Origin of the sequence: Dermatophilus congolensis (assembly GCF_900447215.1) — a bacterium.
Taxonomy (GTDB): domain Bacteria; phylum Actinomycetota; class Actinomycetes; order Actinomycetales; family Dermatophilaceae; genus Dermatophilus; species Dermatophilus congolensis_A.
Map to the genome: position 1 here is coordinate 1,045,370 of NZ_UFYA01000001.1, position 23,932 is coordinate 1,069,301.

The 23,932-nt window shown below is 58.3% G+C and carries 21 protein-coding genes, 1 other RNA gene and 1 pseudogene; 12 read left to right on the top strand and 11 right to left on the bottom strand.

Annotated elements, in window-relative coordinates; translation table 11 throughout:
- Positions 1-27 precede the first annotated feature (27 nt).
- A complete protein-coding gene (locus tag DXZ77_RS04415) occupies positions 28-720 on the bottom strand; it encodes a TetR/AcrR family transcriptional regulator (protein WP_115030277.1) in 693 nt (230 codons plus the stop codon).
- Positions 721-855: 135 nt separating this feature from the next.
- Between DXZ77_RS04415 and DXZ77_RS04420 the strand changes: the two genes are divergently transcribed.
- From DXZ77_RS04420 to rnpB, 3 genes are all read left to right on the top strand, one after another.
- On the top strand, positions 856-2,097 hold the full coding sequence (locus DXZ77_RS04420; protein ID WP_115032545.1) for an MFS transporter: 1,242 nt from the start codon (positions 856-858) through the stop codon (positions 2,095-2,097).
- Positions 2,098-2,367: 270 nt separating this feature from the next.
- Positions 2,368-2,823 carry a PepSY domain-containing protein gene (locus DXZ77_RS04425; RefSeq protein WP_115030278.1) on the top strand — a complete coding sequence of 152 codons (456 nt, stop codon included), beginning with the start codon at positions 2,368-2,370 and terminating at the stop codon, positions 2,821-2,823.
- A gap of 169 nt (positions 2,824-2,992) precedes the next feature.
- Positions 2,993-3,369, top strand: an RNA gene (gene rnpB, locus DXZ77_RS04430) — RNase P RNA component class A.
- Between the two features lie 28 nt (positions 3,370-3,397).
- Here rnpB and DXZ77_RS12385 read toward each other — a convergent pair.
- From DXZ77_RS12385 to DXZ77_RS04440, 3 genes and pseudogenes are all read right to left on the bottom strand, one after another.
- The gene (locus DXZ77_RS12385) at positions 3,398-4,018 is read right to left on the bottom strand and encodes a site-specific integrase (RefSeq protein WP_258553308.1); all 621 of its coding nucleotides are present in this window, start codon (positions 4,016-4,018) and stop codon (positions 3,398-3,400) included.
- Positions 4,019-4,060: 42 nt separating this feature from the next.
- Positions 4,061-4,522 (bottom strand): annotated as a pseudogene (locus tag DXZ77_RS12590) (phage integrase central domain-containing protein); the annotation flags it as partial.
- A gap of 274 nt (positions 4,523-4,796) precedes the next feature.
- The gene (locus tag DXZ77_RS04440) at positions 4,797-6,254 is read right to left on the bottom strand and encodes a GuaB1 family IMP dehydrogenase-related protein (RefSeq protein ID WP_115030280.1); all 1,458 of its coding nucleotides are present in this window, start codon (positions 6,252-6,254) and stop codon (positions 4,797-4,799) included.
- A 79-nt stretch (positions 6,255-6,333) separates the two neighbouring features.
- Between DXZ77_RS04440 and DXZ77_RS04445 the strand changes: the two genes are divergently transcribed.
- Positions 6,334-6,999 (top strand): MBL fold metallo-hydrolase, encoded by a 666-nt coding sequence (locus DXZ77_RS04445; RefSeq protein ID WP_181816028.1) that lies wholly within the window; start codon positions 6,334-6,336, stop codon positions 6,997-6,999.
- Between the two features lie 77 nt (positions 7,000-7,076).
- On the opposite strand, the gene ppgK is transcribed toward DXZ77_RS04445, so the two are convergent.
- Together ppgK and map are read right to left on the bottom strand one after the other, a co-directional pair.
- Positions 7,077-7,871 (bottom strand): polyphosphate--glucose phosphotransferase, encoded by a 795-nt coding sequence (ppgK, locus tag DXZ77_RS04450; RefSeq protein ID WP_115030282.1) that lies wholly within the window; start codon positions 7,869-7,871, stop codon positions 7,077-7,079.
- Positions 7,872-8,007: 136 nt separating this feature from the next.
- Positions 8,008-8,871 carry a type I methionyl aminopeptidase gene (gene map, locus DXZ77_RS04455; RefSeq protein WP_115030283.1) on the bottom strand — a complete coding sequence of 288 codons (864 nt, stop codon included), beginning with the start codon at positions 8,869-8,871 and terminating at the stop codon, positions 8,008-8,010.
- A gap of 163 nt (positions 8,872-9,034) precedes the next feature.
- On the opposite strand from map, the gene DXZ77_RS04460 reads away from it, so the two are divergent.
- A complete protein-coding gene (locus DXZ77_RS04460; protein WP_115030284.1) occupies positions 9,035-9,634 on the top strand; it encodes an isochorismatase family protein in 600 nt (199 codons plus the stop codon).
- Positions 9,635-9,748: 114 nt separating this feature from the next.
- Positions 9,749-11,656, top strand: coding sequence for a 1-deoxy-D-xylulose-5-phosphate synthase (gene dxs / locus DXZ77_RS04465; RefSeq protein ID WP_115030285.1), 1,908 nt, complete (start codon positions 9,749-9,751; stop codon positions 11,654-11,656).
- A 78-nt stretch (positions 11,657-11,734) separates the two neighbouring features.
- Here the strand turns inward: dxs and DXZ77_RS04470 are convergent, their stop codons facing one another.
- From DXZ77_RS04470 to DXZ77_RS04480, 3 genes are all read right to left on the bottom strand, one after another.
- Positions 11,735-13,261 (bottom strand): UDP-N-acetylglucosamine 1-carboxyvinyltransferase, encoded by a 1,527-nt coding sequence (locus DXZ77_RS04470; RefSeq protein WP_115030286.1) that lies wholly within the window; start codon positions 13,259-13,261, stop codon positions 11,735-11,737.
- A 199-nt stretch (positions 13,262-13,460) separates the two neighbouring features.
- On the bottom strand, positions 13,461-14,843 hold the full coding sequence (locus DXZ77_RS04475) for an HRDC domain-containing protein (protein ID WP_115030287.1): 1,383 nt from the start codon (positions 14,841-14,843) through the stop codon (positions 13,461-13,463).
- A 29-nt stretch (positions 14,844-14,872) separates the two neighbouring features.
- Entirely contained in the window at positions 14,873-15,454 is a 582-nt protein-coding gene (locus DXZ77_RS04480) for a DUF3000 domain-containing protein (RefSeq protein ID WP_181816029.1), read from the bottom strand.
- Between the two features lie 125 nt (positions 15,455-15,579).
- Here DXZ77_RS04480 and hemE point away from each other — a divergent pair, with 125 nt between their 5' ends.
- Entirely contained in the window at positions 15,580-16,653 is a 1,074-nt protein-coding gene (gene hemE, locus DXZ77_RS04485; protein WP_115032547.1) for a uroporphyrinogen decarboxylase, read from the top strand.
- Positions 16,654-16,743: 90 nt separating this feature from the next.
- A complete protein-coding gene (gene hemQ / locus DXZ77_RS04490) occupies positions 16,744-17,457 on the top strand; it encodes a hydrogen peroxide-dependent heme synthase (protein ID WP_115030289.1) in 714 nt (237 codons plus the stop codon).
- 76 nt (positions 17,458-17,533) lie between these two features.
- Here the strand turns inward: hemQ and msrB are convergent, their stop codons facing one another.
- Positions 17,534-17,965: a peptide-methionine (R)-S-oxide reductase MsrB gene (gene msrB / locus DXZ77_RS04495; protein WP_115030290.1), complete on the bottom strand. Its 432-nt coding sequence runs from the start codon at positions 17,963-17,965 to the stop codon at positions 17,534-17,536.
- Positions 17,966-18,234: 269 nt separating this feature from the next.
- Here msrB and DXZ77_RS04500 point away from each other — a divergent pair, with 269 nt between their 5' ends.
- The 3 genes from DXZ77_RS04500 (at position 18,235) to DXZ77_RS04510 (ending at position 20,407) form a co-directional block, all read left to right on the top strand.
- The gene (locus DXZ77_RS04500) at positions 18,235-18,579 is read left to right on the top strand and encodes a hypothetical protein (RefSeq protein ID WP_115030291.1); all 345 of its coding nucleotides are present in this window, start codon (positions 18,235-18,237) and stop codon (positions 18,577-18,579) included.
- 2 nt (positions 18,580-18,581) lie between these two features.
- Entirely contained in the window at positions 18,582-19,076 is a 495-nt protein-coding gene (locus DXZ77_RS04505) for a hypothetical protein (protein ID WP_115030292.1), read from the top strand.
- A gap of 125 nt (positions 19,077-19,201) precedes the next feature.
- Positions 19,202-20,407: an alpha/beta hydrolase family protein gene (locus DXZ77_RS04510; RefSeq protein WP_258553130.1), complete on the top strand. Its 1,206-nt coding sequence runs from the start codon at positions 19,202-19,204 to the stop codon at positions 20,405-20,407.
- 39 nt (positions 20,408-20,446) lie between these two features.
- On the opposite strand, the gene glgX is transcribed toward DXZ77_RS04510, so the two are convergent.
- Complete coding sequence (glgX, locus tag DXZ77_RS04515) at positions 20,447-22,876, bottom strand: glycogen debranching protein GlgX (RefSeq protein ID WP_115030294.1); 2,430 nt, start codon at positions 22,874-22,876, stop codon at positions 20,447-20,449.
- A 225-nt stretch (positions 22,877-23,101) separates the two neighbouring features.
- On the opposite strand from glgX, the gene DXZ77_RS04520 reads away from it, so the two are divergent.
- Positions 23,102-23,836: a recombinase family protein gene (locus DXZ77_RS04520; protein ID WP_115030295.1), complete on the top strand. Its 735-nt coding sequence runs from the start codon at positions 23,102-23,104 to the stop codon at positions 23,834-23,836.
- Positions 23,837-23,932: the final 96 nt, after the last annotated feature.

Below are 23,932 nucleotides of genomic sequence, written 5' to 3' on the forward strand. Positions count from 1 at the left end.
CGGCGTGTTTTGGAAGTTCTTGCGCCTTTATGAGTGCTGGGGCATGAGTTCTTGCTCGATTCCCGTCAGGAGGGAACGGATAAGAAGGCGAAAGTAGCGTTCGCTGATCCGTTCCCCTGACGGGGTGGGCAGGTGAGCGAGATAGTCATCGCGCATCATTGCTAGTGCTGGCGATTCTTTGGCCAGTGGTTCTAGCTTGTTGACCATGGCGGTGATGTCGTGGTGGTTGGAAGATAGGGGAGATTGGCGGTCGTGGTGCTCGATGGCGTCGAGTGCGACGTTAACGATCATCGTGTAAGCCGGGATGGCGTTTTCTTCTAGGCCTGCTTCGGTGAGTTTGACTATCGCCGTTTCGAAGAATGGTATGAGTGGCCGTGGTGGGAGACCGTGCTCTAGAGAGTCCATGACGTGGCGTGTCAGACCGGTGTAGCGCAGCAGGATGTCGCGTAGTGCAGTGAGCGCTTGAGTGAACCACTCCTGCCAGTTGAGGTGTGTATCGGGCAGCGTGAGTTCAGCGCATATCTGGTCGCGGATTTGGTCATGGATCTGCGTTTTGGTGGGGAAGTAGTGGTAGATCACGGAGGGCACTACGTCTAGTGCGGTGGCTAGGTCTCTGATGGTCCAGTTTTGCAGTCCGTGTTCTCTCGTGAGTGTGCAGGCGCAGTCGATCACGCGTTCGTGGGTCAGGCCCGCGCGTCGTGAGGTGTCCTTGCCAACCATGCCTGTGAGTGTAACGACACATTGCCAGCACTAGAACGCTGATCTAGTGTTGTTGACAACGGTTCTCAATGGATAGGAGTGGTCACTGTGCCAGCGGAATCTCATTCGGACTCACAGGCAAAGCTGTTACTCACGATGGTTCTGCTCGCCTTCATGGGGCAGATGATGCTCAACCCTGTCATTGCGCCACTTTCGCGAGCCATGGGACTAGCTGAATGGCAAATCGGCGCTACTATTTCCGCCGCAGCGCTGGCTCTAGTACTACTCAGTCAGTTCTGGGGGCGCCGCTCTCAGCGTTTGGGTGTCAAACGCACTTTGGTGACTGCCATGGTGATTGCCCTGTGCGGTTTAGGCGGTTTCACCGCCGTGGCCTGGCTTGGCGTACGCGGAGTACTGACTGACGGGCCGCTGTTTGTCATGACTTTGCTGACGCGAGGCCTTATTTATGGCGGTGCAATCGCGGCTATCGCACCAACCGTGCAGGCCCATCTGGTTACGCACGCCGCTACTGAATCCGAGCGAGTCAAAGCGGTCGGCGCCTTAGGGGCAGCTCAAGGCGCCGCTTCCATCCTGGGTGCCGTTGCAGGCGGTGTGCTGGCAGCTGCAGGTGGCTTGCTTTTTCCGGTCAGCACGATGCCGGTAGTGATGCTGATTGGGATCGTCATCCTCGTCGTTCGATTCCACGAGCAGTCACCAGATCGGCTTGTCGAAAAGCCAGCCAGTGTTTCTTTCCGTGATCGGCGCATATTTCCCTATCTCGTGACCGGTTTTTTGCTGTTCTTGGGCTTTTCCACTGTGGCCACTCTTGTCGGATTCGCTGTCCAGGATCGGTTCCATTTCACTTCTAATGGCACCGCCGCGATCACAGCAGGAATACTGCTGGGGCTCTCACTCGTGATGGCCTTTGTGCAAGGGGGAGTAGTACGCCGCCTTGGCTGGCCTGCACACCGGCTATTACGGGTGGGATTCGCCGTAATGACGGTCTCAGGTGTTTTGCTCTTTATCGATGCGCCGGTGTGGGTGTTTGGGGCAGGGTGCCTTCTTCTTGGCGCCGGTAGTGGTTTGGCAATGCCTGGGTACACGGCAGGGCCAACACTGGGTATGGACCGTGAATCCCAAGGTGGCCTGGCTGGTCTCATCAATGCAAATAATGGCTTGACGTATGTCATTGCCCCGATTGGTTCTACTGCGCTCTACGGCATTCATCACACGGCACCGTTCTTAGCCGTTCTTGCTCTTTTTACTGTGGGTCTGGTGTTCACTTTTGTGCACCCGTTGTTCAGGAATGAGGGTGCTGTGAAGCAGTCTGGCAACGACGCTGCTGACAGTGAGGGTCAGGAAGCTACCGTGCCCAAGGTGGATCAGCCTGTGGGGTGAGAGTTGACGTGAATCCAGCTCGGCACGGCTGATTATCGCGAGACGTTCGTCCTGTCTTTTGTGTCGCTGCTGGCCTAACCAGTTTGATCTGGTGGAATTTCAGCAGGTGCCGCGCCTGATAGGTCCGCTTTCGGTGGTGGGTGAGTGCATGTTCAACGCATCTCTCAGAGTCTTTTAAGGTTCCCATCCCAGGGTGGAATTGTCGGAACGGACCAGTTCTGTTGGCCCCCGGTCTGCGGACCGGGCTTCTCGAAGAAGGAGCGTGGAAGAATGACGAAGCCCCTGAAAACTGTTGTCGCCGGAGCCGGTGTCACTGCTCTTGCGTCTCTGGCCATTGCTGCAAGCACGGTTGCCGGTGGGGCTGCGAATGCTGCCCCTGCTGTGAGTGCAGGTCAGTCCGTCACGTCCACCGCCGTGGTGCGTGACGTTGCAGATCACCCGATTCGTGGGTCCATTAAGGCTCCCGCGGATCGAGGACAGAGTGATGCAGCCGAGCAAGCTCAGCTGCAAAAGCTCGCAAAGATCAGTCTTGATCAGGCACGCAAGATTGCCGTGAAGGCTGTGCCCGGCAAAGTCGTCAAAGCTGAGTTGGATGAAGAGGACGGCTGGGTCGTCTACAAGGTCGAGGTGAGAAGCTCTCAGGGCGTAGAGACTGACGTCATTGTCGATGCTGGCAATGGTCGGATTCTCGCTCAGGAGACTGACACCCCTGATGACGACGACTGAAAACATAAATTGACGGGCTGCAGCTGTCTGTCACATAAGGCTTAGGCAAGTGCCCCTGCTTGGTTCTCTATATCCGAGCAGGGGCACTGTCATGTGTGTGATGTCTATGCAGTGAGCCAGTGGGGTGTTGGTGGGCCGAGCCAAGGGTGCGTTTAGACTTATGTGCGGATGAGTCGGCCAGGCGGTCGCGTCGAACGGTAGTTCCACTGTTGGTGGTTTCCCGTTCGCCGAGGAACGTCCGGGCTCCACAGAGCAGGGTGGTGGCTAACGGCCACCCGGGGTGACCCGCGGGACAGTGCCACAGAAAACAGACCGCCTGTGCATGCAAGTGCACAGGTAAGGGTGAAACGGTGCGTGTAAGAGACCACCAGCATCCTTGGTGACAAGGATGGCTAGGTAAACCCCACCCGGAGCAAGACCAGACAGTGTGTGTTTGAGGGCTGCTCGCCTGAGCACACGGGTAGGTCGCTGGAGCTGCACAGCAATGTGCAGCCTAGATGGATGGCCGCTCAATGACAGAACCCGGCGTATCGGCCGACTCATCCGTTTCAATGGTTCTGATCTGCGGTTTTTATTACATGCTTGCCGGGGCAGTCCGCACTGAGTCCGCAACAGCGGATGCTCCCAGAACGGAATCTACGGCCGCTCGTGTTCTTTCATCGGAGTCTGGCCACATGTGTGCGTAGGTTTTCCAGGTTTCCATGGCGGTTTTGTGGCCCAGCATGGCCCGTACTGTCTCAGCGCTTTCGCCGTGGCGGATGAGCAGTGAAGCGTAGTAGTGGCGCAGGTCATGGAAGGTGAATCCATGTACGTCGGCATCTTGGCAGGCCCGCCGCCAGGTGGCGCCGAAGTTGGAGCGGCGTAGCGGAGCTCCGTAGGTATTAGTGAATACAAGTCCGTCCGGTCCGGTCGCGTATTTCTGCAGGTGAACAGCTAATGCTTGAGCTACAACGGCGGGCAGAGGGATGATGCGATCACTGTCTTCGGTTTTTGGCGGACCGAATTCAGGCTCACGTCCGGCCAGTCCGATGAGTTGCCTGTCGACGGTGATTTGTTGGCGAAGAAAATTGATGCGATCAATGGTGAGGCCAAATAGTTCGCCTTGGCGCATGCCGGTGCCGGCTGCGGTGACGATCAGTGCAGCGTATCGATCTGGCACAGCTTCGCGTAGGGCTGTGACTTGCTCGGTGAGCATGACGGCCACTTTTGTTTTCTTGGGTTTAGGTCCTCTGACTTTGCGGCAGGGTGAATCAACGATTCTTTTATCTTCTACTGCTGCGCGAAAAATTGTTCCAACATATCTCCAGATAACTGATGCCGTGTTTGTGGAGAGATTTTCATCGAGTGTTTTCGCGAGGGCCTGCATATCGGTGTGCCGGAGCGTATCGAGTCGACGGTCACCGATGCTGGGATAAACATGGTTTCGCAGGTGTCTTTCTACCTGCTCAACGGTTGAAGGGCGATGTGTTTGCTTTGTTCGCCAATATTCTGCGTACTGTTTGAAAGTTATTTTTCCGGCGTCTGGAGCTACGTAGGCACCGGTGGTCATTGCTGCAGTAATTTCATTCAGCCAGTGCGCGGCGGCTTTTTTTGTTGTGAAGTGGCGGGCATGTTCTTTTCCGGCCCCATCGCGATATCTAGCACGCCATCTTCCGTTTGGGCGTTTTGCGATATTTCCGGTCATTGGCCTTTTGGACATGATCCCCCGCGATGCGTATTAACACATTTACCGGCACCTACTAGGTGCCGGACGGTCAGTTATCCCTTGTGTGCCGGAGACCCCTACTGGTGAGGGATCTCCAGCACACAAGGCTTTTCGGGGTCAATCATATTCTCACTGCGACAGGTGGATTCAACTTCGGGTGAGCAGAGTCCGTACAGCGAACAGCCGGGGCTTCTTGTGCACCTCGCATGTTTTTCATGTTTTCCGCGTGACGAAGAAGTAAGTAATTACTGAGTGCTATCTACCCTAATTACCAACTTGTGTGACGCGGTCTTCCTTCGTCATATCCGGCTGCGGATTGGATCCCAACGACGGCATTCTCATGGAATTCAGAGATTGTTCTAGCTCCGGCGTATGTGAAGGAACTACGAACGCCGGAAATGATTCGATCGAGAAGATCTTCGACGCCAGGTCGTTCTGGATCGAGATACATTTTCCCGCTGCTAATTCCTTCTTCAAAAAGTTCGGAGCGGGCTCGCTGATACGCAGATTGCCCTTTGGTGCGATTTTTTACTGCACGCGCGGATGCCATTCCGAAGCTTTCTTTATATAGGCGCCCATCGGTATCTCGCATAAGGTCACTGGGGCTTTCATAGGTTCCTGCAAACCATGAGCCAATCATCACACTGGAAGCCCCTGCAGCTAAAGCGAGGGCAACATCGCGTGGATGTTTTACGCCGCCGTCTGCCCATACTGCGACGTTCTCTTCGCGGGCAGCAGCGGAGCAGTCGAGGACAGCAGAGAATTGGGGGCGCCCCACTCCGGTCATCATGCGGGTGGTGCACATGGCGCCGGGGCCGACTCCAACTTTGATGATGTCGGCTCCAGCCCGGGCGAGATCGCGTGCTCCAGAAGCGGTAACGACATTCCCTGCCGCGATGGGAACACGTCGCCCCGTCACTTCTGCGTGTCTATTTCGTTCTGAGTGAATTAGTTTGAGTGCATCAATCATTTTTTCTTGGTGACCATGAGCGGTGTCCACGATAAGAACATCGACGTTTCCCGCCAAGAGTGTGGCGGCTTTGTGAGAAACATCACCATTGATGCCGATTGCTGCCCCTATCGCTAGGCGCCGGTGCTCATCAAGGTTGGGCGTGTAGATAGCTGAGCGGAGAATTCCTCGTTTAGTCAGCAGCCCAAGGAGAAGGTCATCACGCAAGACCGGGATGGCTTTGATGTGTCGTCGTTCAAGGAGCTCAAAAACGTCGGCGAGGTCGTCGTGTTCGGTGACGGTAGGGAAGTCAGTAGTCATCGCCTCGGCGACACTGCTGAATCTATCGACTTCGAGGATGTCGTGTTCGGTAACGATCCCGACGGGTCGCTCGTTGTCGGTGACAACAGCTAGGCGGTGAGAGCGTTTGCCGAGGATAGCTATGACGTGCGCAACTGGATCGGTGGGGGAGACGACGATGGGGGTTTCGTATACGGGGTGTGCGTTCTTAACTTTAGCGATGGTGGAGTTTGCGATGTCGAGAGGAATGTCTTGGGGAAGTATCGCGATTCCGCCACGACGGGCGAGGGTTTCAGCCATGCGTTTGCCGCTGACGGCTGTCATGTTCGCGGCAGTGATGGGGATGGTCGCGTTGGTGCCATCACCTGCGGTGAGGTCAACGTCTAGACGTGAGGTTACTGCTGAGCGTGAGGGCGTCATGAAGACGTCGTTATATGTCAGGTCGTGTGGGGGAATGCGATCGTCGATGAACTTCACTGCAAACATTTTATGTGGCAGTCAGGCTGTATGTAAGTGTTGCGCATCGCAGTGACAATGCATGTGTTTACGCTGGTTTATGCGGATCACACGTTTTGGTCATTCCTGTGTGTTGTTCGAATCGCAAGGGGCACGGATTTTGGTCGACCCGGGCGTATTTTCTTGCGGGTTTGAAGACGTGCGTGACCTTGATGCGGTGGTGGTGACGCATGAGCATCCAGATCATGTCGATGTGGATCGTCTTGCGGGGTTGATGGAGGCTAATCCGCAAGCGCAGCTGTTCTCCGAGGCTGGGTTGGTGCGTCGGCTGCGTGCTGAGTGTGGCGTGGAAACGGTGGATATGGCGCCGGGTGAGTTGTTTTCTGTGGGGACGGTGATGGTGGAGCCGGTAGGGAATATGCATGCGGTGATTTATCGCACGATGGAGCGGGTGCGTAATACCGGGTTGGTGCTCCGTGAGCAGGGCGGTGCGGTTGCATATCACCCGGGGGATGCCTTGGATGTGGTTCCTGATGCGGTGGATGTGTTGTGTGTACCGATCGCGGCGCCGTGGAGCGCAATGAAGGAAACGATTGATTGGGTGGCTAGGTGTGGTGCTCGTCGCTTAGTACCTATTCACGATGGGATTTTGTCTGCTGGTGGGCGGGAAATTTTCATGCGTCAGATCGCGAATTTGTCGGTGGATGTGAATGACGATCCGCGGGAGTGGATTGTTGATGCCATGCAAGAACCGGTCACGGTGTGACCGGTTGGGGCAGAGAATTCCTGCCCCTGCACCGGTCAGTGTGGTGAGGTTGCCAAGATGGCACTGCGGGGGAGTGGTTAGCCAGCGTATTGCGGGTTGTGGCGGGGGTGGGTGGCGTCTACTGCTTCGTGGGCTGCGCCGATGATGCCTGCGTCGTTGAACAGGGCCGCGGGAACTGTGGGGGTGCGCAGGTCGAGCAGTGGCAAAAATTTTTCGGCGCGTTTGGAGACTCCTCCGCCGATGACGATGAGGTCAGGCCAGATGAGGTTTTCCAGGTGGGTGAAGTAACGCTGCAGTCGCGCTGCCCATTCTTCCCAGGTGAGGTTTTCACGTTTGCGGATTGAGCTTGCGGCGCGTGTTTCGGCGTCGTGCCCATCGATTTCGAGGTGTCCGAATTCGGTGTTGGGGACCAGGCGTCCGTCAACGAGAACGGCTGAGCCGATACCGGTCCCTAGGGTTGCTACTAGTACTGTTCCAGCGATGTTTTTTGCTGCACCGTAGGCGAGTTCGGCTACGCCTGCGGCGTCAGCGTCGTTAAGAACAGTGACTGGGCGACCCAGCCGTTCATGCAGCGTGGTGGAGATGTCGTAATTAATCCACGTGTTGTCGATGTTGGCGGCGGAGCGGACAACGCCGTGGGTGACCACTCCGGGGATGGTGACGCCAATGGGGCTTTGGCCTGTGTGTGGCTCGAATTGGTTGGCGATGTGGGCGACGACGTCGATGACGTCTTCTGGTTTGGCTCCGGCGGGGGTGTCGATGCGGAGGCGTTCTTCGGTGAAGGATCCAACGGTGAGGTCAACGGGGGCGCCTTTGATGCCGCTGCCACCGATGTCGATGCCGAGGGGGAGCGCGTTGGGGGCGTGGGTCATGAGTGAACAGCGTACTGGTGCTGCACGCTGGTCGTCAGGACGAACGTGGGGCGGGCGGGTTGAGTTAGATGGAACAGATTCATCCGTACTTCTGCTGGGGGTGAAGGTATTCCCAGCAGAAGTACGGATGAATGGTTCAGGGAAGGGTCAGGATTTCGGCTCCGGTGTCGGTGATAAGCAAGGTGTGCTCAAATTGCGCAGTGTTGCGCAAGTCGCAGGTGGTGGTGGTCCAGTCATCATCCCAGGTCTGTCCTTCAGGGGATCCTAGGGTCAGCATGGGCTCGATGGTGAACGTCATTCCTGGCTCGATGACGTCGTCATACATGGGCGCCGAGTCGTAGTGCGGGATAACCAGTCCGGTATGGAAGGCGGGTCCAACGCCGTGGCCAGTGAAATCTTGGACTACGCCAAGACCGTGCCGTTTGGCGTAAGTTTCGATGACGCGACCGATGACATTAACTGCACGTCCGGGTTTGGCTGCTTTGATGGCACGGTTGAACGCTTCACGTGTGTGCTCGACGAGAGCTTTGGTTTCTTGATCGACGTCACCAACGAGGAAAGTTGCATTGGTGTCGCCGTGCACACCGCCGATATAGGCAGTGACATCGATGTTGACGATGTCCCCATCCGCCAGAGGGCGGTCATCAGGGATGCCGTGGCAAATGACTTCGTTGACGGAAGTGCAGCAAGATTTCGGGAATCCTCGGTATCCGAGAGTGGAGGGGTAGGCGCCGTGATCAATCATGTATTGGTGCGCGATGGCGTCCAGTTCGTCGGTGGTAACGCCTGGGGCTACGGCCTCACCAGCAGCGGCGAGCGCGCGGGCTGCGATGGTCGAGGCATGTCTGATTGCTTCGATCATTTCTGGTGGACGAACTTCAGAGCCGGTGAACGGCCTAGGTTCTTCCCTGCCCACATATTCGGGGCGTTCGATGCTGTGCGGCACTGCGCGCGTAGGCCCAATGCGGCCGGGTTTGACCGATCCGTACGTCACTGACATGGGGCAGAGTCTAGGCCGGTTGCTGTGGGGATCTTATTTCGGTGGCACGAGGTGATTAGATACGCGTCGGGTGCCCGGGGATCGGTGCCAACAGGCACGAGATTGGAAGGTAGCCATGAGGTCACGACCATTTGGTGAGAGAACAACGTTCCCGGGAACCGTGATGTCCGATAGGGCCGGGTGCGCCCTTGTTGTTGTTGATGTGCAGAGGGATTTTTGCGAGGGCGGCTCATTGGCTGTCACTGGTGGCGCTGGGGTCGCCGCAGCGATCACGCGATACATCGGCTCTGGCCATGAATATGACCTTGTGGTCGCTACCCGTGATGCGCATGAAGATCCGGGAACGCATTTTTCTGCGACTCCGGATTTTGTTGATTCGTGGCCAGCTCACTGTGTGCAGGGCACTCCTGGGGCGGATTTCCACCCGGCACTGGAGTTCCGTGACTTTGATGCACAGTTCACTAAAGGTGCGTTTGCGGCCGCGTATTCGGGTTTTGAGGGAGCCACGGCTGCCGGAGTCACTTTGGCGTCGTATCTGCATTCACACGGCATTGAGACGGTGCACATTGCAGGTATCGCTACGGATTACTGTGTCTCGGTTACAGCGTTGGATTCTATGAGTAGAGGGTTCGCTACAACGGTTTTGGTTGATTTGACTGCTCCGGTCAACCCGCAGGCTCTTACTGCGGTGTTTAACAAATGGCGCCGCGCCGGAATTACGGTGGCAACTTCCAGCGCGAGCAGTGACGTCGTCGCTGGCTGATCTTTGTCTCTACCACTCCAGCACTTATGGGATCTCACCACGTAGGTGGTTCCCCACCTACGTCAAAGGTATGGTCGGACGGTTGCGGGGCAACACCGCACAGAGGGAGGAACAGTGTCACTGCTGGAGCAGGTCAGCGGCCCGGAAGTGGTCCGCTCCATGACGACGCACGAACTTGACACGCTGGCGGGGGAGATCAGGTCTTTCCTCGTCGACTCGGTCTCACGCACCGGAGGGCATCTTGGCCCTAACTTGGGAGTCGTGGAGCTGACCCTAGCGATCCACCGTGTGTTCGAGTCCCCGAAAGACTCCATTGTTTTTGATACTGGCCACATCAGCTACGTGCATAAGCTGCTTACCGGCCGTCAAGATTTCACGAATCTGCGTAAGCGTGGCGGGCTGTCGGGTTACCCCTCCCGTGCTGAATCTGTTCACGACATTGTGGAGAACTCTCACGCTTCTGGTTCGCTGAGCTGGGCGAGTGGTATCGCACGTGCCCGCAAGCTCGCGAAAGAAACTGGCCCCCACACTGTGGCTGTCATTGGTGATGGTGCCCTCACAGGCGGGATGGCGTGGGAAGCCCTCAATGAAATCGCCGCGGACGACTCTTTGCCCTTGGTCATCGTCGTTAATGACAACGAACGTTCTTATGCCCCCACCACCGGTGGCCTTGCTCAGCATTTGGCGATGTTGCGCACTGAACCTGGCTATGAAGAAATGCTCAGTTGGGGCCGGCGCACCCTGAACACCCACCCGGTTGGCCGCACCGTCTACGAGACTCTGCACGGGGTCAAAAAGGGTCTTAAAGATATCGTTGCTCCCCAGGTCATGTTCGAAGACCTTGGCCTTAAATATGTCGGACCTATCGACGGTCACGATGTCGAGGCTATTAGCCGCGCTTTGCGGCATGCTCGCGATTTCGGTGGTCCTGTTCTTGTGCACGCCATCACCGAAAAAGGACATGGCTACGAACCGGCGCTGGCTGATACCGATGATGCTTTCCATGCGGTGGGTGTGATTAACCCAGAGACAGGGTTGCCGCTGGAAATTTCTGGGCGTAGCTGGACGGACAATTTCGCTGAAGAGCTCGTCAAGGTGGGACAGGAGCGTAAGGACGTCGTAGCGATTACGGCGGCCATGCTCATTCCAGTGGGGTTGCGTGAGTTCGCTGCGGCGCACCCGGATCGGGTTTTCGATGTAGGTATTGCCGAGCAGCATGCGATAGCGAATGCTTCAGGTCTTGCCTTTGGTGGAATGCACCCGGTGGTCGCGATCTATTCGACTTTCTTGAATCGTGCTTTCGATCAAGTGTTGATGGATGCGGCGTTGCATAAAGCCGGTATGACGATCGTTTTGGATCGCGCGGGCGCTACCGGCAGTGACGGCGCTTCGCATAACGGCATGTGGGATTTGTCTGCGCTGTCGATTATTCCGGGAATGCGGGTGGCGGCACCGCGCGATGGGGCAACTCTTCGTGCTGAGTTCCGGGAGTCGGTGGCGATCAGTGATGGTCCGAGCGCGATTCGTTTCCCCAAAGGCAGTGAGCCCGCTGAAGTACCTGCCGTGGGGCGTTTGGGAGATATGGATGTGCTGTTTGCTTCGAGCGAGCAGCTCACCACCCAGGACACCCCGGTGGATCTTGTCATTGTTTCTGTAGGGGCGATGGCTCCGGTAGCTATCGAAGCTGGCCGCCGCTTGTCTCAAGAGGGCCTGTCGGTCATCGTGGTGGACCCGCGGTGGGTGCTTCCGGTCAGTCAAGACGTGGTGGCGTTGTGCGCGCGTTCTACGCGAGTGGCAGTAATTGAGGATGGCTTGGCCGCTACCGGAATCGGAGCCGCTGTGGCTGCTGCACTGCATGATGCGGATCTGGAAATCCCGGTGACCCGTTTTGGTCTTCCGAAGGAGTTCTTGGAACATGCCAGCCGCGGTGAGGTTCTCGCTGACGCTGGGTTGACGGTGGAGGCTGTGGTGGAGCGGCTGCACAAACGCTGCGTCGTTGTGTGCCCTGATCGCAGCGCTTAATCGTAGGTAATAGCTCAGAGGGCTTTACCCCCGGTAAGGGGGGTAAAGCCCTCTGAGCTATTACCTTGTTTTCTGCGTTTAGATGTCGCGGAAAATTTCGATGTTGGCGCCCAGGGAGTTCAACCGGTCGGCGAGGTCTTGGTAGCCGCGGTTGATGACGTACACGTTACGTAGGTAGGAAGTCCCCGGGGCAGCCAGCATGGCGATGAGAACAACGACTGCCGGTCGCAGTGCTGGGGGGCATACAACTTCCGCTGGACGCCAACGGGTGGGCCCTTGAACGGCGACGCGGTGCGGGTCCAGGAGCTCCACCGAGGCGTTGAGGCGAGTGAGCTCAGTCAGGTAGATGGCGCGGTTCTCGTAGACCCAGTCGTGGATCATAGTGCGCCCTTCGGCAACTGCGCCGATGAGAGCGAAGAACGGTAGGTTGTCGATGTTCAACCCGGGGAATGGCATCGGGTGAATTTTGTCGATCGGTGCCTTGAGTTCTCCGGGCTTGGTGGTCAGATCAACCAAGCGAGTGCGCCCGTTTGCCGAGGCGTACTCCTCAGTAAGCTCATATTTGAGCCCCATCTCCGAGAGCACCGCGAGTTCGATTTCCATGAACTCGATCGGAACACGCTTGATGGTGATTTCGGAGTCGGTAACCACCGCGGCGGCCAGCAGGCTCATCGCTTCGATGGGGTCTTCGGAGGGGAAGTATTCGACATCGACGTCGATGTGGCTCTTACCAGTCACTTTAAGTGTGGTGGTGCCGATACCTTCGATCTGCACGCCAAGCTTTTCTAGGTAGAAGCACAGGTCTTGAACCATGTAGTTCGGGCTGGCGTTGCGGATGATGGTGGTTGTTTCCCGCATGGCTGCCGCCATGAGGGCATTTTCGGTCACGGTGTCACCGCGCTCAGTGAGCACGATTGATCCGGTGGGGGCGGCCGGGGTAACTGTGGCGCGGTAAAGGCCTGTGGTTGCTTCCACTTCGAGACCGAAGGCCCGTAGTGCCGTCATATGGGGCTCGATCGTGCGGGCTCCCAGGTTGCAGCCACCTGCGTAAGGCAGGTCGAAGGAGTCAAGCTGGTTCATCAACGGCCCGAAGAACATGATGATGGAGCGGGTTCGGCGTGCCGCCTCAGCGTCCAGCCTGCTCAGGTCGAAGGTGGCTGGGGGAGTGATTTGCAGGTCATTGGAGTCTTCGAACCAGGTGCATTTAACGCCAATGGAAGTCAGGACCTCGATGAGACGATTGACCTCTTCAATGCGGGCCATGCGGCGCAAGGTGGTGGTGCCTTTGTTGATCAGGGAGGCACATAGCAGCGCCACGGCTGCGTTTTTACTGGTGTTGATGTCGATACTGCCAGATAGTTTGTGCCCACCATCGATTTTGAGGTGTTGTGGTCCGGTGGTCCCCAGGGAGACAAACTCGGAGTTCAGGTTTTGCCCAAGCCTGGAAAGCATTTCGAGGCTGAGATTTTGTTTTCCTTGCTCGATGCGGGCGACTGCACTTTGGCTCGTATTGAGCAGTTCGGCGAGATCAGATTGCGTGAGTCCGCGTTCCTTGCGGGCTTCTCGCACGAGGTCACCGATGCGAGCGAGGTAATTCTCCGACATGACACCTACTAACTCATATATGAGATATTCAGTCAAGTGCGCTGTGCGCGAGGTATGTTCCGATAGATAGACAATGTGATCACAAGAAGGTCACAGCCAAGAAAAGCTCCAGACAAGGCACAAATACCCTGCGAGCTTTTGAACACCCGTCTCACTATTTCACGTGTTCGCGACGAGCCATAACGCAGTGGTAGCGCTTTCACTCCTCACAGACGGCCGGAGTGGTGGGCGCCTGCGCTATTAACGGGGCAACTGCCTGAATCTGCCACGGGCGAGCCCCCGCCTGTACCAGTCGATCTGTGACCTGCGCATCATTTTCAACAGCGTCTTCCATGGCCCAAATCACACCCCTGAGCAAAGACGGAGAAATAACATTCTCAGGTGGCACATTGTTTGCCTCAGCAAAACGGGCAATCCCATCCTTAGCGAAAGCCAACCGCTCAAACGCAGCCGGGCGGCGATCCTTCCACGCTTTCATCGGCGGCGGGGCATCACTGCGCACATTCAAAACAGGCAATTCTGAATCCGCCAGTGCTGACACCTCATCCACAGCAGCACGCCACGCAGACAGGTACCGACGAATCCCTTTATGAGCCCCAGCACGCCCTAAATCCTGGCGCTGCGTTGCGGCAACAGCAAGATCAACAAGAATCTGATCAGGTAAAACGCGCCCCGGAGCTAAATCCTTTTCGGCAGCGATGCGATCACGGGCGTGCCACAAAGCACGCAGAAAACCCGCTCCACGACGATTACGGATCTTCTGAAAACCATGTGTCCGACGCCATGGGTCAGTACGCGAAGGCGGCCCAGTGAAATGAGTTAACGCCTCGAACTCCTGCTCAGCCCACTCAAACTTGCCCGCCGCGCGCAGGTCCTTGGCAACTGCTTCCCGCAAATCAGCCAACAACTCGACATCAAGAGCGGCATACACCAACCAGTCCCGCGGAAGCGGACGCGTAGACCAGTCCACCGCAGAGTGCTCTTTAGCCAATCGCACACCCAAATAGTGCTCAATAACCGTGCCCAACCCCACCCGGGGAAGCCCCAGCAAACGACAACCCAGCTCAGTGTCAAACAAACGACTGGGAGACAAGCCAATCTCGGTCAAGCATGGAAGATCCTGCGTCGCAGCATGCAGAATCCACTCAACATCACGCGTAGCTTCTTGAATAGGCGACAAATCAGCACACGCCACCGGATCGATAAGAACGATCCCTGCACCCTGACGTTTGAGCTGAATCAAGTATGCGCGCTGCCCATACCGATACCCAGAGGCACGCTCAGCATCAACCGCAAGCGGGCCGCTACCGGCAGCAATCTCTTCCGCCGCGCGAGCCAAATCACGCCCATCAGTAATAACTTCCGGAATACCACCAGCAGGCGCCCGCAAAAGCGGCGCAGAAGCTTCCTCAGCGGCATCCTCGGAAACAACATCTGGTTTCTTCGACCGCACGGGAGCCGGCGAAGCCTGAAGAAACACCAAAGAAGTAGACCCGGCTGGAGGCGCACTGGCCTGCCCTTGCTCTCCTGATGCGCTGAAGGGCTTCCCATCCGAGGGGTCATTAACGTGCTGTGCTGCCATCAATCTATGAGCTTACGCGCCACGGTGGGTCACGAACCTTCAGCGGAGCGCATCCAGCACTGTGATGTCATTTCGCGCCGGCGGCAACCCCCCATGTACGCCAACAAATCACCAAAAGCGCGGAACTGCCCAGCCACATGCCGATCCACCGGCGACCAACTCGCCCTCACCTCCACCGCATTGGATGCACGCTCACCCTCCAACGCACCAAAACCACGCGAGGATGTACGCGTCACTGTCCCACCCAAACGCTGATAATCCACCCCCTCAGCAGTCAACGAATCCGTCAACCACGACCACGTCGCCTCAGCAAGCAGCTGATCCTCAGCCACCTCCGGCTCCACATCCGCCTGCGCGAAAATCACCACCCGCCACACCCCGCCCCACTCCTCATGACCAGCAGGGTCATGCAACAAAACAAAACGCCCCGTCGCCGTAGCATCCCCACCCCGGGCAGGCCACACATGCACCGCATACGCAACCGCATACGGAGCAATCCGCTTCGGTGCAGGCAGCGGCTCAATCTCCACATGCCGACGGAACCGGACGCTCTCCAACTCCCCAACCGCCTGAACAAACACAACAGGAGGGCCGACGGTGCCGTAATTCACCCTATGAACATAACGATGTGGGTCGATCTCATGTCGGCCCATCCCTATGACACGCCGATCAGTTGCGTCCCACCCGTTCATGCCAGGATCAGACTGTGACAATTTCGCCGCGACCCGCGTCCGCCCTGGAGACCTACCACCCCGACTATCTGGACTCGGTAATCGAGCGCGTACCCTTGCTGGTCCGCGCCGCACTCCGACACCCCGGACCACGACCACCCGTATGGTTCATGCGCCAAGCCGGCCGATCCCTACCCGAATACCGCCGCGTACGCGGCGAAGGATCCATGCTGCGCGCCTGCCGCAACCCCGAAATGGTCGCCGAAATCACCATGCAACCCGTCCGCCGCCACGGCGTCGACGCAGCCATCTTCTTCAGCGACATCGTCGTCCCCGTATCCGCCGTAGGCATCGACATCGACATCGTCCCAGGCACCGGCCCCGTCGTCACCGACCCCTTTACAAAATGGAGCGACCTAGACCGCCTCGAACCACTCACCCGCGAACACATCCCCGACATCGACGAAGCAGTCCGACTCACCATCAGCCAACTAGGCACAACCCCACTCATCGGATTCGCTGGCGCACCCTTCACCCTCGCCTCCTACCTCATCGAAGGAGGACCCAGCAAAACTCACGCACGCACCAAAGCCCTCATGCATGGCGACCCAGACCTCTGGCACCAACTCGCCGCACGTCTAGCCCAAATCTCAGCAGCTTTCCTCGAAGTTCAAATCACTGCAGGCGCGCAAATGGTCCAACTCTTCGACTCCTGGGCCGGAGCGCTGTGCCGCGCCGACTATGAACGCTTCGTCCAACCCCACTCAGCAGCTGTCCTGGACCACGTACACGAACTCGGCGTCCCCGCCATCCACTTTGGAGTCGGCACCGCAGAACTACTCGGCTCCATGGCCAACGCAGGATCAGACGTCGTCGGAGTGGATTTCCGCACCAACCTGGCCGAAGCTAGCACCCGCCTAGGCAACCGGTACGCCGTACAAGGCAACCTCGACCCCGCCCTACTAAGCGCACCCTGGCCAGTCATCGAAAACGAAGTACGCCGCATCATCACCGAAGGACGCAGCACCCCCGGACATATCTTCAACCTCGGACACGGCGTCCCCGCCGACACAGACCCAGACGTACTCACCCGCATCGTCGCCCTCATCAAGAGCTGCACAGACACACCCAACTCCTAACTCCAGCCAACGGCCGGGGCCCACCACGCCCCGGCCGCCACACCGGTCGGCACTACCCCCACCACGCACCCGTTCGATAGGTTCACAGCTATGAGTGGTAACCAACGCGCCGCCCGCATCCGCGAACTCAACGACACCATCCGCTACGCCATGTGGTCTGTCTTCGCCGTAACTTCACCCCTGCCCCGCGAGGACGACATCCGCGCCGAAATGACCCAAGAAGTCGAAACCGTCCTGACCGGCCTGGCCGAAACCGCAGGCCTGGTCGTACGAGGCAGCTACGACATCTCCGGAATGCGCGCAGACGCCGACATCATGTTCTGGTGGCACGCACCCACCATCGAAACCGCCCAAGCTGCCTACAAAGCCATCCGCCGCACTCGCCTAGGCTCCCACCTAGAACCAGTTTGGTCCGCCGGAGCATTGCACCGCCCCGCCGAATTCAACAAGAGCCACATACCCGCATTCCTCTACGACGACCACGCACGCGATTACGTTTGCGTCTACCCCTTCGTCCGCTCCTACGACTGGTACGTCCTTGACGACGAAGAACGACGCGACATGCTTCGCGAACACGGCCAAATGGCCCGCGACTACCCTGACGTGCGCGCCAACACCATCGCCTCATTCGCCCTCAACGACTACGAATGGATCCTCGCCTTCGAAGCCGACGAACTCCACCGCATCGTCGACCTCATGCGTGAACTACGCGCCAGCCGCGCCCGCATGCACGTTCGTGAAGAAATCCCCTTCTTCACCGGCCCTCGCAGAGACATCGCCACACTTATCAATGAACTTCCCTAACCACCGAGGGAACCGTGATGGGGGCGAAGTCAACAAGACTTCGCCCCCATCACATCAGTTACCGACGAACACCAGATCAGTCCCCCGACTTCTGTGCCGGCTCCAACGTCAAACTGATGGAATTAATGCAATAACGCAAATCCGTTGGGGTTCCATACCCTTCACCCTCAAAAACATGCCCCATGTGCGAGCCACACTGAGCACAGCGCACCTCAACCCGCCGCATCCCCAACGAATAATCCTCGACATACTCCACACGGTCCTCAGCCAACGGCGCATAAAATGACGGCCAACCGCAATGACTCGCAAACTTAGTTGAACTGCGAAACAACTCAGAGCCACAGCCGCGACACCGATAAATACCCTCAACAGTGGTGTCCGTGTACTCACCAACAAACGGTCTTTCTGTACCAGCCTGCCGCAACACCTGATATTCAGCCGCAGAAAGCACCTCCCGCCACTGAGCGTCGGTGCGGGTCACAGGATAAGAAGACTCAGACGCCGCCATATACACCCCAACACACAAACTCCCCACAACGTTCCCGCACCCAGTACACCCTCACACCAAATCACTGAAAACCCTTGTCCGACACTGCCGTCCCAGACAACCCCCTAGATGCAACCTGACCAAGCAATGACCTGCACCAACGCCCTGCCGACCGCAAGGGCCACCGCAATGCACACATACACATGCCACACCTGACCCCAAGCAGGTTTTACCTACTGGTGACCCCACCCTTTTGTGGGGGACACCCATCCTGGCCAAGGAGACCTGCCATGCCCAAAACCGCCACCATCCTCAGTAAAGCCCTCGCTGCTGCCGCCCTATCTACCTCTGCCTTCCTGCTGACCCCCGCCCCAGCAACCTTCGCAGCCGAAGAGCCCCCCACAAACGTCGAAATTTCCGCCGCAACAGACACATTCGTCACCTGGACCAGCGCAACCAGCCCTCGCGATTGCTCCTCAAAACACTTCGCCGACCTCACCCAAACCCCACAATGCGGCCGCGGCATGGCCTTTACCTACCCACAGCAACTCGCTGAACAGCAACCCCGCACCGCAGGAGAACTACGCGCCTACCTCAAAACCCTGCAACTCAGCCTGGCCCCGGACAGCAAATAACAGTGCAATTCGACCGATACATCGGATCCCAAGACGAAGTCGCAGCCGTCATCGCAGACAAACGACTCACCGCAGGCGAAGACGCCCGTATCGCAAAAGAATGGCACGTAGTTGTCCTCACCGGCGCAGAAAAACTCGACCACTGGGTAACCTGGATCGCCCCCTACCGCCCTACTGACTGCTCCGCAGAAGACTTCGCCCAATACGCCACCGGACCCCTGTGCGGAAACGGTCTCGCCCACGCCTACCCACAGCCCCTCGCCCCCGAACAACCCAAGTCCCCCAAAGAACTGCCCGCCTACCTCGAAAAAATCAAAGAACACCTCGCTCCCGGACAGAAAGTCACAGTCCAAATGGACCACTACTCCGGCGATGCCCAAGCAGCACGCAAAATCCTCGCCGACGGTGTTCTACGCATCGGCGAAAACAGCTCCTTCATCGAGACCTGGCGCGTAGTCGTCCTCCAAGGCGAGTTAATCCCCACAACACCCCAATAAACTCTCCACAGGGCCCCAAGGATCTGTTTCTACTCCCTCATAAGAAACCACTCATTCACCCAGCATTCGCCGGTGAAAACGGTTCGGGGGTGGAATCACCCAAGGGGCCCTGACACGATGGCGGAGTGAAAAAAGCGACAGGTGAACAAGCAAAGTCATGGGGACTGATACGCCCACTGGCCTTAGCAGGAGGCGCCGCAGGCCTGAGCGCTTTAGCAGCCTCAGCAGGATGGGTCGGCGCCGGAGCATACTTAGCCCGCATGCTGCTCACCCCGGTGTACGACAAACCAGACAACGTCCGCGTCTGCGCAATCGACCGCAAAAACGAAACAGTCACACTCATCGCATCCGCAGACACCATCGTCCCGGGAAGATACGGCGTATGGCTGAACCGAGGCGGCTCACACATCCGCATCGGCCATATCGTCGACCGCGACGACAAAGCAGGAACAATCATCCGACGCCTCGAAGGCATCGACTTCGGCGAACCTGAACCCGGCGGCGGCCGCTGGGACAGCTACTACTGGGCAGTCGGCCCCGAACGTGCCTTCGGATTGCCCTACGAAGACGTCTTCATCCCCTCAGAAGTCGGCCCCCTACCCGCGTGGTTAGTGCGAGCAGAAGAAGTAGGGCGCTCGCGACGCTGTGCTGTTCTTGTGCATGGTCGCGGAGCAACTCGGCACGAAACGTTGCGATCAATTCCTGTGTTGCATCGCCTTGGTTGGGATGTATTGGTGCCTTCATATCGAAATGCTCCTGGGGCGCCCTCAAGCGCGGACGGCCTGTACAACTTGGGCCTGTCAGAGTGGCGCGACGTAGAAGCGAGCGTGGATTTCGCTGGCCGGGGCGGCGCTTCAGAAGTTGCGCTTTTCGGGTGGTCGATGGGCGGGGCAGTAGTGCTGCAAATGCTGGACTTATCGCCCCTGTCTTCGCTGGTGACACGGGTGGTTTTGGATAGCCCTGTGGTCGATTGGGTGGATGTGATCGCTGAGCAGGGGCGGCGCCGGCATATTCCTCCGCAGCTGGGCACTTTGGCGCAGTCGATGATTGGTGCGCGATGGTCACGACGGCTTGTGGGCGTGCGTGAGCCGTTGGATGTGGCGCGAACGAGTTGGCAGCACAGATCGGGGGAGTTGGCGCATCCGATGCTGCTGATCCACTCGGTGGATGACGAGGTGGTGCCGGTGGGGCCTTCGCGCGAGTTAGCTCAGTTGCGACCAGATTTGGTTCGGTACGAGGAGTGGGAGGTTGCGCGGCACGTGAAGGAATGGAACACCGATCCGCAGCGCTGGGAGGCCGTCGTAGCGAACTATCTACAGAACGGGGTGTAGGTGGCTAGTTGAGGGGCCTAAACGGGCCCCTCAACTGTTTTAGTCTTCGTCGTCGTGGCTGTGGCCAGTGGTGGTTTTTGCCGCCCAGGCTGGGATTTCTTCTTCATCCCAGGGGCAGAGTTCCTCGAGGGTGTTTTCTGTGGTTGGGTCTGGTTCGGTGGTGGGGGCGGGTTCTTGCGTTTGGGTGGTTTCGTCAGTGGGGGAGGGGGGCTCTTCGCTTGGTGTCGGTGTTTTGGTGGCGTCGTCGAGGGCTGCGTAGGCGGCTGCGGCGGCGGCTGATGAGGCGGTGTAGTCGTTTTCGGTGGTGGGGGCGGGTTCTTGCGTTTGGGTGGTTTCGTCAGTGGGGGAGGGGGGCTCTTCGCTGCGCAGGATGATCACTGAGCGGCTGTGCACGGTGATGGTGGCTCCGGGGAGGTGGCTGGTGGGTTCGTGGGGGGAGCCGGTTTCGTAGTAGGTGTTGATTTCTTCGACCCAGTGGACGTTGCTTAGTTCGGTGGGGACGGTGAATTCGACTGGGGCGCTGTGGGCGTTAAACATGAGGATGAAGTCGTCGTCGTAGACGGGGCGGCCGCGTTCGTCTGGTGCTGCGATGGCGTTGCCGTTGAGGAAGACGGTCAGGGTGCGGGCGTAGCCGGTGCTCCAGTCGTCGTCGGCCATTTCGGTGCCGTCGACGCGTAGCCACAGGATGTCGCGCAGGGGGGAGGTTCCTCCGTGGTTGGCGTTTCCTGCGAAGAAGCGGCGGCGTCGGAAGACGGGGTGTTCGCTTCGTAGTTTGATGATTCGGGTGGCGAAGTCGAGAAGTGTGGTTTGGTCTTCGTTGAGTTCCCAGTTGATCCAGGATGTTTCGTTGTCTTGGCAGTAGACGTTGTTATTGCCGTTTTGGGTGCGTCCAAGTTCGTCGCCGTGGGCGAGCATAGGGACGCCTTGGCTGACCATGAGGGTGGTGAGGAAGTTGCGGGTTTGTCGTAGGCGTAGGGCGGTGATGTCGGGGTCGTTGGTGGGGCCTTCGGTGCCGCAGTTCCAGGAACTGTTGTGGCTTTCACCGTCGTTGCCGTTTTCACCGTTGGGGAGGTTGTGTTTTTCGTTGTAGCTGACGAGGTCGCGCAGGGTGAATCCGTCGTGGGCGACGATGAAGTTGATGGAGGCGATGGGGCGGCGTCCGGATTGGGCGTAGAGGTCGGATGATCCGGATAGGCGGGAGGCGAATTCGGAGAGGGCTGCTGCTTCTCCGCGCCAGTAGTCTCGAACGGTGTCGCGGTATTTGCCGTTCCATTCGGTCCATAGTGGTGGGAAGTTTCCGACTTGGTATCCACCGTCACCTAGGTCCCAGGGTTCGGCGATGAGTTTGACCTGGCTGATGACTGGGTCTTGTTGGATGATGTCGAAGAATGCGGAGAGTTTGTCGACTTCGTGGAATTGGCGTGCCAGGGTGGCGGCTAGGTCGAAGCGGAATCCGTCGACGTGCATTTCGGTGACCCAGTAGCGCAGTGAGTCCATGATGAGTTGTAGGACGTGGGGGTTGCGCATGAGCAGGCTGTTTCCGGTGCCTGTGGTGTCGTAGTAGTGGGCCTCGTCGCCTTCGACCAGGCGGTAGTAGGCCTGGTTGTCGATTCCTCTGAAGGACAGGGTGGGGCCTTTGTCGTTGCCTTCGGCGGTGTGGTTGTAGACGACGTCGAGGATGACTTCGATGTCGGCTTCGTGGAGGGCTTTGACCATGGATTTGAATTCAGTGACTTGTTGTCCGCGTTCCCCGGAGGCTGAGTATTCGTTGTGGGGTGCGAGGAATCCGATGGTGTTGTATCCCCAGTAGTTGCGTAGTCCTTTGTCGATGAGGTGGAAATCTTGGACGAATTGATGGACGGGAAGGAGTTCGACTGCGGTAACGCCTAGGCGTTTGAGGTGGTCGATGGTGGCGGGGTGGGCGAGGGCTGCGTAGGAGCCGCGTAGTTCTGGAGGGATGTCGGGGTGTGTTTGGGTCAGTCCTTTGACGTGTGTTTCGTAGATGACGCTGTCGTGGTATTCGTGCCTGGGTGGGCGGTCGTGTCCCCAGTCGAAGAAGGGGTTGATGACTACGGAGAGCATTGTGTGACCGAGGGAGTCGGTGTCGTTGTAGCTGGTGGGGTTGTCGAATGCGTAGGAGAAGAGTGCTTCGTCGCCGCTGCCTAGCCCTTCGATGGCTTTGGCGTAGGGGTCGAGGAGGAGTTTGTTGGGGTTGCAGCGGTGACCTGAGGCGGGGTCGTAGGGGCCGTGGACGCGGTAGCCGTAGCGTTGTCCGGGTTGGATTCCGGGGATGTAGGCGTGCCAGACGTAGCCGTCGACTTCGGTAATTTCGAGGCGTTTTTCGTTGCCTTCGTCGTCGATGAGGCAGAGTTCTACGCGTTCGGCCACTTCGGAGAAGAGGGCGAAGTTGACGCCGGATCCGTCGTAGGTGGCGCCGAGGGGGTAGGCGTTTCCGGGCCAGAGCTGCATGTTGCCTTCCTTGTGCACGTAGTGGGGCGGTACTGGTTGCGGTTGGGGTGTGCACGTTGTGACGTGGCGGCTTCGGGCCGCGTTGTGAGCGAGTTTCGCTGTGTGGCAAGAGCTTAGTCAGGGTGACAGTGGGGTTGGGTGAGTTGGTCGGCGTGGCGTCGGTTCTGGGGGTGTGGTGGGGGCGTGGACTCGATACCAGGGTGGTGATGCAGGCAGGATGACGGGGTGAAGAATGGGACGTCCGACGATTTGTTCTCTGTTGCGACGGAAGGCCTGGTTGAGGATTCCGAGCATTTGTTCGGTCTTGGTGGGCATATTCGCCGTCCGTTGACGTGGGGGTATGTGAGGGTGGCGGAGACGGTGCCTGATGCTGCTCCGGCGGATCAACCGGGGGTGCGTGAGCAGCAGGTGTTGTTGCGGCGGGCGGGGGTGAAATCGCAGCGGATTGTTGTGGAGGTGGCTTCGAGTGCGCGCCAGCGGCGTCCTCGTTTGGATTCATTGATTCGGGTAGCGCATCCGGGAGACACGATTGTGGTGACTGCTTTGGATCGGCTGGCGCGCAGCACGTCGCATTTGTTGCGGACTATCGCCACGATCGCTGATGAGCGAATTATGTTGCGCTCGTTGGAGGAGGGATTGGATACGGGCACGCCTGAGGGGCGGGTGGCTCTGAATGTGATTACGGCGTTGGCTGGGGTGGATTCGGCACTTATTAAGGAGCGTACGGAGGTGGGGATGGCGCGTGCCCGTAAGGAGGGACGCAAGCCTGGGCGTCCCTCGCGAGTGACGCGTGAGCAGTATCAGCATGTGTGGCGGATGAGTGCTGATGGGGCCTCGCATCGGACCATTGCGCGGAGCACGGGGGTGAGTCGGAGTGTGGTGGGGCGGATCCTTCGGCATGAGTTGCCGACATTGGAGGAGCGGTATGAGTTGACTACGGAGGGGGAGTTGCCGCTGTGATCTGTGCGTTGTTCGGGTGGATTTGGTTCTGCCCGAGAGTTCGGGTTAACGTTTCTGAGCACGCAGCGATCGGGACAAGTTCCCGGAGTTAATGCG

Coding starts and splice junctions, on each gene's coding strand:
- DXZ77_RS04415 (WP_115030277.1), bottom strand. CDS start 720: ATGGTTGGCAAGGACACCTCACGACGCGCGGGCCTGACCCACGAACGC.
- DXZ77_RS04420 (WP_115032545.1), top strand. CDS start 856: ATGGTTCTGCTCGCCTTCATGGGGCAGATGATGCTCAACCCTGTCATT.
- DXZ77_RS04425 (WP_115030278.1), top strand. CDS start 2,368: ATGACGAAGCCCCTGAAAACTGTTGTCGCCGGAGCCGGTGTCACTGCT.
- DXZ77_RS12385 (WP_258553308.1), bottom strand. CDS start 4,018: ATGCTCACCGAGCAAGTCACAGCCCTACGCGAAGCTGTGCCAGATCGA.
- DXZ77_RS04445 (WP_181816028.1), top strand. CDS start 6,334: ATGCGGATCACACGTTTTGGTCATTCCTGTGTGTTGTTCGAATCGCAA.
- ppgK (WP_115030282.1), bottom strand. CDS start 7,871: ATGACCCACGCCCCCAACGCGCTCCCCCTCGGCATCGACATCGGTGGC.
- map (WP_115030283.1), bottom strand. CDS start 8,871: ATGTCAGTGACGTACGGATCGGTCAAACCCGGCCGCATTGGGCCTACG.
- DXZ77_RS04460 (WP_115030284.1), top strand. CDS start 9,035: ATGTCCGATAGGGCCGGGTGCGCCCTTGTTGTTGTTGATGTGCAGAGG.
- DXZ77_RS04470 (WP_115030286.1), bottom strand. CDS start 13,261: ATGTCGGAGAATTACCTCGCTCGCATCGGTGACCTCGTGCGAGAAGCC.
- DXZ77_RS04475 (WP_115030287.1), bottom strand. CDS start 14,843: ATGGCAGCACAGCACGTTAATGACCCCTCGGATGGGAAGCCCTTCAGC.
- hemQ (WP_115030289.1), top strand. CDS start 16,744: ATGAGTGGTAACCAACGCGCCGCCCGCATCCGCGAACTCAACGACACC.
- msrB (WP_115030290.1), bottom strand. CDS start 17,965: ATGGCGGCGTCTGAGTCTTCTTATCCTGTGACCCGCACCGACGCTCAG.
- DXZ77_RS04500 (WP_115030291.1), top strand. CDS start 18,235: ATGCCCAAAACCGCCACCATCCTCAGTAAAGCCCTCGCTGCTGCCGCC.
- glgX (WP_115030294.1), bottom strand. CDS start 22,876: ATGCAGCTCTGGCCCGGAAACGCCTACCCCCTCGGCGCCACCTACGAC.